Origin of the sequence: Proteus hauseri (assembly GCF_040139125.1) — a bacterium.
Lineage (GTDB): Bacteria > Pseudomonadota > Gammaproteobacteria > Enterobacterales > Enterobacteriaceae > Proteus > Proteus hauseri_B.
In genome coordinates this window covers 428959-444270 of record NZ_JBEEUB010000003.1, presented here as the reverse complement: position 1 = coordinate 444270, position 15312 = coordinate 428959, and the positions used below count along the sequence as shown (strand labels likewise).

Below are 15312 nucleotides of genomic sequence, written 5' to 3'. Positions count from 1 at the left end.
TCGTTTCAGCTATCTGCGAAATTATTGACTACTATAGTGACAGGCAAGGTATAAACTCATACTCCCTAAGGAGAATACCATGAATGATAACATCGCTCGTAAGATGCAGCAGACCTATAACATCACATATTGGGGTGGTGGGTACTATTTAGCGAATAATCGGGGAAATATTAGTGTTTGCCCTAATCCTGATGTTCCTGAGTCAACGTTGGACTTAACCGAATTAGTGAAGCAAGTACAAGAAGAGTATTCAAATTTACGCCTTCCTGCGATTTTTTGTTTTCCTCAAATTTTACAGCATCGCTTACGTTCTATTAATGCCGCGTTTCATCGAGCGCGTGAAGCTTATGGTTATAAAGGCGATTACTTTTTAGTTTATCCTATTAAAGTAAATCAACAACGCCGTGTGATTGAATCGTTGATCAATGCAGGTGAACCTTTAGGCTTAGAAGCGGGTTCTAAAGCAGAGCTTATGGCTGTACTTGCTCATGCAAATATGACAAGTTCAGTGATTGTTTGTAATGGCTATAAAGACCGTGAATATATACGTTTAGCGCTTACTGGTGAAAAACTTGGACATAAAGTTTTCTTAGTTATTGAGAAAATGTCTGAGATAAAAATGGTATTAGAAGAAGCTGAACGCTTAGAAGTTATTCCACGCTTAGGTGTGCGTGCTCGCCTTGCATCTCAAGGTTCGGGTAAATGGCAAGCAAGTGGTGGTGAAAAGTCAAAATTTGGTTTGGCTGCGACTCAAGTATTACAATTAATTGATACTTTACGCCAAGCTGGTCGCATTGATAGCTTACAGTTATTGCATTTCCATCTGGGGTCACAGATGGCAAATATTCGCGATATCGCAACGGGTGTACGTGAATCAGCTCGTTTTTATGTAGAACTGCACAAATTAGGCGTTAATATTCAATATTTTGATGTTGGCGGTGGTTTAGGTGTGGACTATGAAGGGACACGTTCACAATCTGATTGCTCTGTAAACTATGGTCTTAATGAATATGCTAATAATGTCATTTGGGCTATTGGTGATGCGTGTGATGAAAATGAATTGCCACATCCAACCGTTATTACTGAATCAGGACGTGCATTAACCGCTCACCATACGGTGTTAATTTCTAATGTTATTGGTGTTGAGCGTAATGAATTTACGGCAATTACCCCTCCTGAAGAAGATGCCTCAAGACCTATTGCGAGCCTTTGGGAAACATGGGAAGAGATGCAAACCAAAGGACATAGCCGTTCATTACGTGAATGGTTGCACGATAGTCAATTAGACCTTCATGATGTGCATACACAATATGTGCACGGTATGTTAAGCCTGACTGAGCGTGCATGGGCAGAAGAGCTCTATTTGAATATTTGTCGTCATATTCAATATGATTTAGACCCAAGTAATCGTGCTCATCGTCCTATTATTGATGAGTTACAAGAACGTATGTCAGATAAGTTCTATGTGAACTTTTCACTGTTCCAATCTTTACCTGATGCATGGGGTATTGATCAGCTATTCCCTGTCTTACCAATAGAAGGTTTAGATAAGCCATTAGATCGCCGTGCAGTATTATTAGATATAACTTGTGACTCTGATGGAATTATCGATCACTATGTTGATGGTGATGGCGTAGAAACCACCATGCCAATGCCCGCTTATGATCCTGAATATCCACCAATGATTGGCTTCTTTATGGTAGGGGCTTATCAGGAAATTTTGGGTAATATGCATAACTTATTTGGTGATACAGCAGCCGTTGACGTTTATCTTGATGAGAAAGGAAATCTAACTTATCAGTTAAGTGAAGAAGGCGATACAGTGGCTGATATGCTTCAGTATGTGAAACTTAACCCAGCAGTATTATTAGAACGTTTCCGTATTCAAGTAAAAAATGCACAGTTAGATGAAGCGTTGCAAGAGCAATTTTTGACCGAATTTGAAAGTGGCTTATACGGTTACACATATCTGGAAGAAGAAGAGTAAGCGCTTAACTTCCCAATGCAAAAGTGGTGCTTTAGGGCATCACTCTCTATCTATCATATTGATTTATTGTTGCTTATTTTGAATAAGTAACAGAGGTAAAAGCATGAAAAATAGTACGTTAGGTAATGAGACTGATAATTCATTGATCTCTAATGCATTTGGTTTTTTACGTTTTCCACTCAATTTTCAGCCTTATAGCAGTGATGCTGATTGGGTTATCACGGGTGTTCCTTTTGATATGGCAACATCAGGTCGTGCTGGAACACGTCATGGACCAGGCGCTATTCGCCAAATTTCAACCAATTTAGCGTGGGAAGGTAATCGCTGGCCATGGGATTTTGACATGCGTGAGCGCTTAAGCGTTGTTGACTGTGGTGACTTAGTGTTTAACTTCGGTGATGCACAAGATATGAGTGATAAATTACAAGCTCATACAGAAAAACTCTTAGCCGCAGGTAAAAAATGTTTAACGTTTGGTGGTGACCACTTTGTTACACTGCCATTGTTACGTGCTCATGCAAAACATTTTGGCAAAATGGCATTAGTGCATTTTGATGCCCATACCGATACTTATGGTAATGGCAGTAAATTCGACCACGGAACCATGTTCTTCCACGCACCAAATGAAGGGCTTATTGATCCTAACCATTCGGTTCAAATCGGTATTCGTACTGATCATGATAGTGATAACGGATTTACCGTGTTAGATGCCGCACAAGTTAATGATCGTGGCGTTGATGATCTAGTTAATCAGATCAAAGGTATTGTTGGCTCACTTCCTGTTTATCTGACTTTCGATATCGATTGTCTTGATCCTGCTTTTGCACCAGGAACGGGTACACCTGTTGTCGGTGGATTAACGACAGATAAAGCACTGAAAATACTTCGTGCGTTACAACCACTTAATATAGTGGGTATGGATTTAGTTGAAGTATCTCCTGCTTATGACCAATCAGATATCACCGCATTAGCGGGGGCGACTATTGCGTTAGATATGCTCTATCTGCAAGCAGCAAAAAAATAATTTTTGTTAATCCCAAAAAGAAAGACAAAGCGATATCTGTTAGGTATCGCTTTTTTTTGTATTCTATCTATGTATAAATTAACTATTTTTGAGCGTTAAAAATTAAAGCTGAAAATAGCGAGCAATAAGAGGTGCGGTGAAATTTTTCTTTAAATAAAAGCCTCTAGGTAATGTCATGATACGTTGACCATCTTCACCAATTGCTTCAGTTAGCGCTTTGCTATTTGCTGCTTTAGGGCGGATTTGTAGTACTTGTCCGTGACGAGCGGTAATGCTTTCTACTTTACCCAGCACTATCATATCCATGAGTTCTTCCCAATCATGACGTAGTAACTCTTCTTCAGCGCTATTTGGGCTCCAGAGTAGCGGTGAGGCAACTCTACGCTGTGCCAAAGGGATTTCCCTTTCTCCTTCAACGGGGACCCATAACACTCTTGATAGCTTATGTCTTACATGGCTGTTTTCCCATGTTATCCCGCTATTTCCTGTTAAGGCGGCAACACAAACGAACGTGGTTTCTAGTGGCATACCAAATCTATCAATAGGGATTGTTTTTAATTCAATACCAATATCACTGAAATCTTGTTCTGGCTTACTGCCAGCATTGGCACCTAAATAATACTCTAACAGCATGCCTACCCAGCCTTTATCTCGTTTTAAATCGGCAGGAATGGGAAGTTGAGCATGAGCGGCAAGTTCACCAAATGTATAACCCGCAAGGGCTTGCGCTCTTTCAAATAAAACGTGTTCATTTTTAGGTGGTAGAGGTGATGTAAACATGGTGTTTATCTTCTTGTATAAAAAACAAACAGAAAAAAAGCGCCTGTTGATAATGTCTGTTAGGGTAATTTATTTAAATCATAATAGCATGATATATCATCATTTTTTAGGCTTAATCGCGTCATTAATCTTTAAGCCAAAAAGGTTGTTCACTGTTATCCCGAATTCATAAACAGGCTTGTGCACTAGGTTATCCACAGCTTTATTGGATAACTCTGCTAAAGTGAGATCACTGTTCTGATTTACAGCCTTGACTTTTGCATATTTTCCTCGAAATTATCCTATTTCGGCTAACTTACCAGCATAACCTGTGGATAAAACAGCCTGTGGTCGTTTTTTATACGATTTGAGGTCTGCTCTTTTTTTATTGGTTTATCCAATCGCTGAAATAGGCACAATTAAAGGTCTACTAATTTGAATTATAAGTGATATTTTTATTTTTGTTTCAAAGGTTTTTTTAATGGTGATAAAACTATACCCTGATTATCTCACTCTTTTTCACATAGATATCCACAGAAAAAGTGAATAAATCCCCCGACCATTTGTGTTGGTGTTTATAACTTTGATGTTTTCTGTGAATTAACATCAATAAGCGAATACTTAATCACCAATTTAAAGTTAACTATCTTATTTCGATAAGTTTGTCTCGATATCGGGTGTAAACCATGCTGATTTAAAATCAAACCAACCAAAAGTATTCATTTTGACGCCACGAATAGTTCTCTGCCCTTGTAATTCAAGTAAGTGATGGAATAAAGGATATAACCAAATCTCTTGTGTTAGTTGCCGGCACCACTCTTCAAGAGGTAACGTTTTTTGGTGCCATTGTTCTAGCTCTTGTGTAAAGGAAGAGCCTAAACATTGATGAAATAAAGGAAGCTCATAAAGTGCTGCAAAAATAGAGAATTCGAGCGGTTTGTAGAAGTTTACGGTTGCTAGCCAAATATCACTTTTGGCATTGCCATAATACCATTGTTCGTAATCGAGAAATTGGATCTCTAATTCAATATCATATTCCAATAAGATGCTTTTAATAAAGTCCGCTATCGTACTGTATTCGTGGTGTTCTCTATAAAGCGTGAGTGTTAGCTTGGTTAATGAGGCTGGTTTTGGATGTTGTCGAATAAGTTTGCTGTGGTGCCAATGAAGCAATAAACCATAGGCAGGTGACCAATGACGTTGATAAAAGGGATCACAATGGCTTAGCATGTTTACTGGCGTTAATACGCTGCTAAGCCACTCTCTAATCTCTGTTTGCTGACACAACTCAGAACGACTGTCATAGAGTAGGAAATAACAGCCTTCTTCTTTTCGGCTCTCTAATGAGTCTTTGTTGGTATCGTCATCCGTTAAATGGATCGTTGAGCAGACCATTTTATTATTTAGCTCAGGTACAACCCAAATATCAATTTCATCTAATAAAGCTCTTAGCCCAAAATAGCGATTAAAGGCTTTAATTTGTAGTTTATGTTTATCATTAGCCATAATCTGATAAGCCCCTGTACCAATAGGACGTTGTGCAAAAGAAGGCAAAGTCTCCCATTCTTGAGGTAAAATAACGGCTTGAGGGCTGCCTAATAAGGTTGCAAATTGCTTATCAGGAGTGGTTAAAAAAATATCGAGTACATAAGGTTGAGGTGATGAAATATGTTCAATATGAGCATAAAGCGGATTGCATTGCTTCATACGAAGTAAAGATGTACTGATATCCTCTAACGTTAATTCTCGACCGTGATGAAAATAGATGGCGGGGCGTAAATAAAAGCGCCAATGTTGCTCTGTTATCATTTGCCAATGGTGTGCTAATTCTGCTTCTACTTCCCCATTTTCCTCTTTTAAATGAACCAGAGAGCTAAAAATTTGACTCATTAAATGTAGCTCTGAGCGCCTTAATGGCGTACCAGGTAATAAATTATAGAAAGGACGATAGTAGATAATACGGAGTAATTGTTGACCAGGAAGAAAGCTTTTCTCTATTTGAGCCAGAACCATTTGTCTAACCGAGTCTTTATCGCCCATTAGTGCGACAAGTTTTTCGATATCGTTCTCTTCAATTAATCTTTCTGCGCGGTTTTGTTGGATCTCTAATGCTTTTGAATGAAAGATTAACGTAGATTTTTTACCTCGACCCACTTCCGCTTGCCAGCTTATCCAACCTATTTCTTGCATCTTATTTAATAAAGATCGTACATGGCGACGCGTACAGTGCAGTGTTTGAGCTAACTCCTGCAATGTCGTTTCTGCGGTTTTTCCCTGAAACGCTTGCCATAAGCGAATAAATTGTAACTCTAAACGGGGTGAGGTCATAAAAGAGGAAATCCCTTGCTAAAGTGATCAATTTTAATTTCCTTATATTAGCTGGATAATGGCTGTGTTTAAAGTTAGCTCTCTTGTTAGTGATTCAATGTTGTGAATTCTGACAGACTCCCCCATTTGAGCATGCGGTGATTACCGGCCAGTAATAATTTATTACTGGCTTTTTTATTGTTTAATATTGTTGATGACTGTTATTGAGTTGGTCGATTTAAATAAAAAAAAGCCGTAAACGAATTTACGGCAAGAATGACAAAGTTTAAACATCACAGAAAATAGAAGAAGGGCGTTAATTCAGTTTAATCACTGCATAAAAGCAGGCTGTTTTGCTTCATAAGCACTAATATCATCTTGGTGTTGCAGGGTTAAACCAATGCTATCTAACCCTTCAATCATACAGTGGCGGCGAAATGTATCGATATCAAACGAAAAACATAATTCACCCGCATGTACTTCTTGAGCAACTAAATCTACCGTTATAGGTGTGCCTGCATGGTGTTCTACCCAAACAAATAACTGGTCTATTTCATCGTCAGTCAGTTTGACGGGTAATAATTGATTATTAAAAGCATTACCATAGAAAATATCTGCAAAACTTGGGGCAATAACAGCATGAAAACCGTAATCAGTTAATGCCCATGGTGCGTGTTCACGAGATGAACCACAGCCAAAATTTTCGCGTGCTAATAAAATAGAAGCACCTTGATAAGTAGGTTGATTCAAAATAAAGGCGGGATTAGGTTGTGTTCCTTCATCATCTAAAAAACGCCAGTCATGAAACAGATGTTTACCAAATCCAGTCCGTGTGACTTTTTGTAAAAATTGCTTAGGAATAATGGCATCAGTATCGACATTTGCCGCATCTAAAGGAACCGCAATACCAGTATGTTGAGTAAATTTATTCATGGTGCTCTCCTTTAAGATACTGTTGAAGCAAAGGTACGAATATCAGCAAAATGACCATTAATTGCCGCAGCTGCCGCCATTGCTGGGCTAACCAAATGAGTGCGACCACCACGTCCTTGGCGACCTTCAAAATTACGGTTACTGGTAGAAGCACAGCGCTCTCCTGGATTTAATCGGTCATTGTTCATAGCCAAACACATAGAACAACCCGGTAAACGCCATTCAAATCCTGCATCAATAAAAATTTTATCTAACCCTTCAGCTTCGGCTTGCGCTTTTACAGGACCAGAACCCGGTACCACTATCGCTTGAACATGAGAAGCTACTTTACGCCCTTTGGCAATTTCAGCCGCTGCACGTAAATCTTCAATGCGTGAATTAGTACAAGAACCGATAAAAACTTTATCAATAGCGATATCCGTTAAATTAACGCCTTCGTTTAATCCCATATACGCTAATGCTTTTTCAGCTGATGCGCGTTCAACCGGATCGTCAAAGCTATTTAACAGCGGGACTATTTGGTCAATGGCGATAACTTGTCCGGGATTCGTTCCCCAGGTGACTTGCGGCGCGATGTCAGCCGCATTTAAGGTCACGGTGGCATCAAATTGAGCATCATCGTCAGATTTTAAGGTGCGCCAGTAAGCGACTGCTTCATTCCACGCTTGATCTTTAGGTGTAAATTGACGACCTTTTAAGTAATTAAATGTGGTGTCATCAGGTGCGACTAAACCTGCTTTGGCACCCATCTCAATCGCCATATTACATAAGGTCATTCGACCTTCCATGCTTAATGCTTCAATAGCTTCGCCTGTAAACTCAACGATATAGCCTGTACCGCCAGCACTGCCTAATTTGCCAATAATCGCTAAAACGATATCTTTTGCGGTAATACCTATTGCTGCTTTGCCTTTTACTTCAATTTTTAAGGTTTTGGCTCGAGCTTGTTTTAAGGTTTGCGTCGCTAATACGTGTTCAACTTCAGAGGTACCAATACCAAAAGCTAATGAGCCAAAAGCACCATGAGTGGCTGTATGTGAATCGCCACAAACAATAGTCATGCCGGGTAAGGTTAACCCTTGCTCAGGTCCCATTACATGAACAATACCTTGTAATGGGTGATTTAAGTCATATAACGTCACGCCAAATTCTTGGCAGTTTTTCATTAATTCTTGCATCTGAATTCGCGCCATATCACCACAAGCATTAATATCTTTTGTCTGTGTTGATACGTTGTGATCCATTGTGGCAAAGGTTTTATTCGGCTGACGAACCGGTCTGCCTTTGGTTCTCAATCCATCAAATGCTTGTGGTGATGTCACTTCATGCACTAAGTGTCTGTCGATATACAAAATAGGTGTTTCATCGCTCACTTCTCTGACAACATGTGCATCATAAATTTTTTGATATAATGTTTTTCCCATGTTATGCCCCTTCACGAATATATTGAGCGATATAATCACCCATTTGAGTCGTTGTGATTGCTTGTCCATCGCCGGCTAAATCTGCAGTACGGTAGCCTTTTGCTAATACTTGAGTAATCGCATTTTCAATAGCTTGTGCTGCTTTATCTTCATTAAAGCTATAACGCAGCAACAGTGCAGCAGACAATATTTGCGCAATAGGATTAGCAATATTTTTACCTGCGATATCAGGTGCTGAACCACCAGCGGGTTCATATAATCCAAAGCGCTCTTCGTTAACACTCGCAGAAGGCAGCATTCCCATTGAGCCTGTTATCATGGCGCATTCATCAGATAAAATGTCGCCAAAAATATTGGAGCACAGCATTACATCAAACTGAGAGGGATCTTTAATTAACTGCATCGTTGCGTTGTCGATATACATATGCTGTACTTCAACATCGGGATACTCTTTTGCTATTGCTGTGACAACTTCACGCCATAAAATAGAGCTTTGTAACACGTTCGCTTTATCTATTGATGTGACTTTATTACGACGTTTACGTGCTGATTCAAAAGCAAAACGAGCAATACGCTCAATTTCATATCGGTAATAAATTTCAGTATCAAAAGCATGCTCTTCAGCACCTTCACCTTTGCGACCTTTAGGCTGACCAAAATAAATACCACCAGTTAATTCACGAACACATAAAATATCAAATCCGCGTTGTGCGATATCTGCACGTAATGGGCAATAGGCTTCTAAACCTTCATATAAACGGGCAGGACGTAAATTACAAAATAATTTAAAATGTTTACGTAAAGGTAATAATGCACCACGTTCTGGTTGTTCATTTGCGGGTAAATGTTCCCATTTAGGCCCCCCTACAGAGCCAAATAAGATTGCATCCGCCTGTTCACATCCTGCTAATGTTTCTGCTGGCAGTGGTGTGTTGTGATTATCGATGGCAACACCACCGATATCGTATTCTTTTGTGGTGATCTTCAGCGAAAAACGTTCACTGATAGCGTTAATCACTTTTTGTGCCTGAGCCATTACTTCAGGACCAATACCATCTCCAGGTAATACTGCAATATGATAATTTTTTGACATAATTAAACCGCTTCTTGTTGTGTTGTATGTTGTTTGCGTTTTTCTATTTCGACTTGCTCTGAGCGCCAAATACTGTTGATAACATGCATCATGGCATTGGCTGATGATCCGACTATATCGGTTTCTAATCCCATTCCATGGAATTTACGACCTTGATATTCGACAACAATATCCACTTGACCTAAGGCATCTCTTCCTTCGCCTTTTGCTGTTAATTGATAAGAAACTAACTGTAATGGGTAGCCTGTTGCACGAGATATCGCTTGATAAACAGCATCAACAGGACCATTTCCTGTTGCCGCTTCAGTGATTTCATCTGTAGCACATGTAATGCTGACACTCGCTGTTGCAACCGTTGATGAACCTGATTGAGTATTAAAGTAGTTCATGACAAATTTTTCAGGCTCTTGCTGCTGTTGTCCCATAAAAGCTAATGCTTCTAAGTCATAATCAAAAACCTGTCCTTTCTTATCCGCTAAGCGTAAAAATGCAGCATATAAATTATCTAAGTTATAATCTGTCTCGCGATATCCCATCTCTTCCATACGATGCTTAACTGCCGCTCGACCAGAACGAGACGTTAAATTCAACTGCACTTCTTTTAAGCCAATAGATTCTGGTGTCATAATTTCGTAAGTTTCACGATTTTTCAGCACACCGTCTTGGTGAATACCTGATGAATGGGCAAATGCATTTGTGCCTACTATCGATTTGTTAGCATGAATAGGGGTGTTACATAATTGGCTAACTAATTGGCTTGTACGATAAATTTCTTGGTGATTAATACCCGTTTGCACCTTCATCATTTGCTCACGTACTTTTATTGCCATTATCACTTCTTCTAATGCACAATTTCCTGCTCGTTCACCTAATCCGTTAATTGTGCCTTCGACTTGTCTGGCACCTGCTTGAACCGCTGTAATTGAGTTAGCAACCGCCATGCCTAAGTCATCGTGGCAGTGAACAGAGATTATCGCTTTATCAATATTAGGCACGCGCTCGAATAAATTAGTAATGATGCCGCCAAATTGGTAAGGCGTGGTATAACCGACAGTATCAGGAATATTGATGGTGGTTGCGCCGGCATTAATAGCGCTTTCAACAATACGACATAAGTTATCGATATGAGTTCTACCTGCATCTTCACAAGAAAACTCAACATCATCGGTATAGCGGCGAGCACGTTTAATTGAACGCATTCCCATTTCAATAATGTCATCGAATGATTTTTTCAATTTATGTTCAGCATGCAGTGCTGAGGTTGCCAAAAATACGTGAATACGAAATGCATCTGCAACCTTTAAAGATTCAGCGGCAACATCAATATCGTTATCGACGCAACGTGCTAAGGCACAAATGCGGCTATTTTTAATTTCGCGTGCAATAGTCTGCACTGATTCAAAATCACCGGGAGAAGAAACAGGAAAACCAGCCTCAATGATATCGACGCCTAAACGCTCCAATGCATAAGCAATTTGCAATTTCTCTTTCACACTCAAGCTTGCCTGCAAGGCTTGTTCACCATCACGTAAGGTAGTATCGAAAATAATAACGTTGTTGCTCATAATCTGTTCCTTTCATTTTTTTATCTAATTTTTTGCGCTCTCCCAGGTATAAAAAAACCCGCGACTAGCGCGGGTTTCTCTCTAAGGGCAGGTTTGTTTCATTTTTTACCCATAAGCCGACCGCGCATAATAGTTGCGAGTAGTAGTAGGCTTGATAGTAAAATTGCGTTCAACATGAAACATCCTTAGATAAGTTCTCAATAATCTGTATTTATTGATACTAGATACTAATAAATATGTCAAGCATTGGCATTTATTAAATTTTCTCACTTGCCGTATTCATATAAATTTCTTAGTGGTACTGACTAATATCTAAATTTTTATCAATGATTATATCTATCTCGTATTCATTGATCGGGTTAATATTCTGAATAATGTTTCAAAAGGAGTGAAATGAAAAATTAAACAGATGTTTGTTTTTTTTTTAATCAGTCAGTGAGCGGAAAAAGAACTTATATGAAGAGATGATCAAACAATAAAACCGGACAACATTTTGAATGTATGCATAAAAATAGTTGTATCACATATTGTGATGAGTTTGAGTTTTTATTTAAAATATCAAAATGTATAATTTTATTATGATTTTTATCATGCTTTGTTTTATTATTTGCAAGGCAGAAGATAAAACAGGTTGTAATATATGTTGATATAATCATTCTCTATACATGTAATTATAATATTATTTTTAATATGATTGTATGTGGGAAACTTATCGATTGGCAAAATACTTTATATGTTTAGTTCTATGCATGGACGATGAATAATAAATTTTAATAAATAGTTAAACTAATGGCTTAATCTAATATATTCTTAATGCTGATTTATATCTGGCTATTAATAATATTTAAATAACCATTATGCTAACATAGTGGAGTAAAAAATGACGGATTACACATCAGCAACAGTTACCAGTAAAGACTCAGCAGATATGCATTTACGCAATGTTGATCTTAATTTATTAACGGTATTTGATGCTGTTATGCAAATGCAAAATGTGACGCGTGCTGCTCAAGTACTTGGCATGTCTCAGCCAGCAGTAAGTAATGCTGTTTCTAGACTTAAGGTTATGTTTAATGATGAATTATTTGTTCGTTATGGGCGAGGAATTCAACCTACATTAAGAGCCAAACAACTGTTTGGACCTGTTCGTCAAGCATTACAACTCGTTCATAATGAATTACCTGGCGCAGGTTTTGAACCTGAAAAAAGTGATCGCATCTTTAACTTATCAATATGTAGTCCAATTGATATAAAATTAGCACCCAAAATAGTTGAAAGAATAAAAATACAAACACCTAATATCACCGTTAATATTAATTCTTATTTAAATGATAATATAGAACATCAATTAAAATATCAGGAAGTCGAGTTTTTTATTAATTATAAACAATTCGATAAAATGGAGTTTCAATCACACCCATTATTTAATGATGAAGTTGTTTTAGCTGTATCGAATAAACATCCTAGTATTAAAGAGAGTGTAACTGAAGAGATGTTATTAAATGAACATCACTCTATTGTTTCTTTAGATGATATTGGTTCATTTAGTTCCTGTTATTATAAAGGAACCGTACTTGAGGATTTAATTACTTATCAAGGGACAGATTTAAATAGTGTATTAAATATTGTATCTAAAACAAGTTTAGTTGCTATCGCACCAAAATGGTTAGTTGAGTGTTATTCACAGCAACTTGATATTAAAGCAGTGTCGTTGCCATGGGAGCAAAATACACGCCCATGTTACCTTATTTGGCATGAATCAACGGCACGTGATAAAGGTCACTTGTGGATGAAAGATTTGCTAAGTGAAGTTTGTCAAAACTAGAGTGTAATTCCCACTCATAATTAGTATTTTATGCTAATTATGCAGAAATAGTGGCAGATATTGTTAGCCTTTGCTAATAACCAAAAAGCGTGTTTTATGTTACTGATAAAACCGATTGGATTGCTGCCACTATTTTTGCCCATCGCTTTTTCGTAGGTTACTTAATCATATAACGCTAATCTGAGTTTTTTGCTATTTCTCCTGTATTTTATTCAATTATCCTCTTTATTATTATCTCTAAAATTATTGCTTTTCATTCATTATTTATTGTTTTAATTATATTTTTTGTTATGAATGTAGATAACTATGCTACTACCTATTTTACTGACTGTAATGAGATAGATTGTGTTGGCAAAACTTTTCATAACTCACAATTTTACAAATTTATGTAAAATTGGATTCCTTTATTTTTATGGATCACTTAGACTTTTATTCGAGTCAGCGAACAGGTGTAAGCTGAAAATGTAGAAAAGCGTTTTTTTCTACTTTCAGGCACATTGACCTATCGCTTTTCCATAAATAGCAGGAAAATTATGATAACTAAAAATAATCTTCAGGATTATCATATAATTAGAAGATTGCAAATGCGTTTTTTGCACAGCGGAAACAACATTGCTTATCGTCAATGGAATGTTAAGCAACATATTGAAATGTCATGGGAATTGGTTGAAAAGAAAACACGTGCACTCTCAAATGCTTTACTTGAGATGGGCGTTGAAGTTCAAGAAAATATAGGTATTTTTTCTCAAAATACTATTGATTGGTCTTTGGCTGATATTGCTTCATTACAACTGCGTGCTGTTACTGTTCCGCTTTATGCAACGAGTAGCGTTGAACAAGCCGCTTATATTTTAAATGATGCAAAAGTTCGTATTCTTTTTGTTGGTGACCAAAAACAATATGACATTGTTTCCGAGTTATTAGATTTATGTCCTCAACTCGAACACATTATTGTGTTTAATTCTGATGTGGTTTTAAACACAGATTCATCATCATGTTACCTTGAAAGCTTATTAAATCGTCCTCTTTCTTACGATGCTATTTTGCAACAGCGCATTGATGAGTGCTGTTTAGACGATCTTTTTACCCTGATTTATACCTCCGGTACAACCGGTGAACCCAAAGGCGTGATGTTAGATTACACTAACCTCGCTTCTCAGCTTTATTTACACGATGAGCGCCTTTGTTTATCTGATAAAGACGTTTCATTGTGCTTCTTACCGTTATCTCATGTTTTTGAAAGAGCATGGAGCTTCTATGTGATGCATACAGGCGCGGTAAACGTTTATCTAACAGATACTCATGCGGTTAGAGAAGCAATGAGTGCGGTAAAACCAACGGTAATGTGTGCCGTACCTCGTTTTTACGAGAAAGTTTACAGTGCAATTCAAGATAAAGTTTCTCAAGCATCTGCTTTGCGCCAATTTATCTTTAAATGGTCAATCAAACAGGGTGAAAAACAGCATGATGCAGCGCTAAATCAGCGTCGCCCTAATTTTATTTCTCGTCTCTGTTATCGCTTTGCCGATAAAAAAGTACTTAAACCTTTACGTGATATCCTCGGTGGTCGTGTCCGTTTTCTACCAGCAGCTGGTGCTCGCTTAGATGATGCTGTTATTCGTTTCTTTTTAGCGACAGGCATCAATATTAAATATGGTTATGGTATGACGGAAACTTGCGCCACAGTTTCTTGCTGGGAAGAGGGTAAATATAAACTAGGCTCTATTGGTACTCCGTTACCTGGTATTGATGTTCGTATTGGTGAAGAAAACGAAATCCAAGTACGTGGCAGCATTGTGATGAAAGGCTATTTTAACAAGCCTGAAGATACGCTAGCGGCTTTCACTGAAGATGGCTGGCTTCGTACTGGTGATGCTGGTGCATTAGATAAAGATGGCGCACTGTTTATTACTGAAAGATTAAAAGATTTGATGAAAACATCAAATGGTAAATATATTGCACCACAAATGATTGAAGGCACATTAGGGCAAGATCGTTTTATCGAACATATTGCTGTTATTGCTGATACTCGTAAATTTGTCTCAGCATTGATCGTGCCTTGTTTTGATGCACTTGAAGAGCATGCGCGTGCATTGAATTTAAAATATCAAGATCGAATTGAATTATTGCGTCACACTAAAATTCGAGAGTTGTTTGACGAGCGCTTACGTGAAATGCAAAAAAACTTTTCTAGTTTTCATCAAGTTAAACGTTTTACCTTACTCGCAGAAGGTTTTACGATGGAGTCTGGTGAATTAACACCAACATTAAAACTTCGTCGTAAAATCATTTCAGAGCGTTATCGCAATGAAATCGAATTGATGTATCAAGACTAACCGTTAAGCCATTTTAAAAGCACCTTTAAGGTGCTTTTTTCTTATTAATTCTTTGTTTG

The 15312-nt window shown here is 37.9% G+C and carries 10 protein-coding genes; 4 read left to right on the top strand and 6 right to left on the bottom strand.

The window, feature by feature from the left end; all coding sequences use genetic code 11:
• Positions 1 to 79 precede the first annotated feature (79 nt).
• A complete protein-coding gene (gene speA, locus ABN099_RS07890) occupies positions 80 to 1987 on the top strand; it encodes a biosynthetic arginine decarboxylase (protein WP_349463087.1) in 1908 nt (635 codons plus the stop codon).
• Positions 1988 to 2090: 103 nt separating this feature from the next.
• Complete coding sequence (speB, locus tag ABN099_RS07885; RefSeq protein ID WP_349463086.1) at positions 2091 to 3011, top strand: agmatinase; 921 nt, start codon at positions 2091 to 2093, stop codon at positions 3009 to 3011.
• Between the two features lie 102 nt (positions 3012 to 3113).
• Here speB and mutH read toward each other — a convergent pair whose 3' ends face one another.
• From mutH to leuA, 6 genes are all read right to left on the bottom strand, one after another.
• Entirely contained in the window at positions 3114 to 3791 is a 678-nt protein-coding gene (gene mutH / locus ABN099_RS07880; RefSeq protein WP_349463085.1) for a DNA mismatch repair endonuclease MutH, read from the bottom strand.
• A gap of 627 nt (positions 3792 to 4418) precedes the next feature.
• Positions 4419 to 6098, bottom strand: a complete 1680-nt coding sequence (gene sgrR / locus ABN099_RS07875; RefSeq protein ID WP_349463084.1) for an HTH-type transcriptional regulator SgrR — start codon at positions 6096 to 6098, stop codon at positions 4419 to 4421.
• A gap of 309 nt (positions 6099 to 6407) precedes the next feature.
• Positions 6408 to 7010, bottom strand: a complete 603-nt coding sequence (gene leuD, locus ABN099_RS07870; protein WP_349463083.1) for a 3-isopropylmalate dehydratase small subunit — start codon at positions 7008 to 7010, stop codon at positions 6408 to 6410.
• An 11-nt stretch (positions 7011 to 7021) separates the two neighbouring features.
• A complete protein-coding gene (gene leuC, locus ABN099_RS07865) occupies positions 7022 to 8434 on the bottom strand; it encodes a 3-isopropylmalate dehydratase large subunit (protein WP_349463082.1) in 1413 nt (470 codons plus the stop codon).
• 1 nt (position 8435) lies between these two features.
• A complete protein-coding gene (gene leuB / locus ABN099_RS07860; RefSeq protein WP_349463081.1) occupies positions 8436 to 9527 on the bottom strand; it encodes a 3-isopropylmalate dehydrogenase in 1092 nt (363 codons plus the stop codon).
• Between the two features lie 2 nt (positions 9528 to 9529).
• Complete coding sequence (gene leuA, locus ABN099_RS07855) at positions 9530 to 11092, bottom strand: 2-isopropylmalate synthase (RefSeq protein ID WP_349463080.1); 1563 nt, start codon at positions 11090 to 11092, stop codon at positions 9530 to 9532.
• Between the two features lie 880 nt (positions 11093 to 11972).
• Here leuA and leuO point away from each other — a divergent pair.
• Together leuO and ABN099_RS07845 are read left to right on the top strand one after the other, a co-directional pair.
• Positions 11973 to 12917 (top strand): transcriptional regulator LeuO, encoded by a 945-nt coding sequence (leuO, locus tag ABN099_RS07850; RefSeq protein WP_349463079.1) that lies wholly within the window; start codon positions 11973 to 11975, stop codon positions 12915 to 12917.
• A gap of 533 nt (positions 12918 to 13450) precedes the next feature.
• Positions 13451 to 15253: an AMP-dependent synthetase/ligase gene (locus tag ABN099_RS07845; RefSeq protein ID WP_349463078.1), complete on the top strand. Its 1803-nt coding sequence runs from the start codon at positions 13451 to 13453 to the stop codon at positions 15251 to 15253.
• Positions 15254 to 15312 lie beyond the last annotated feature (59 nt).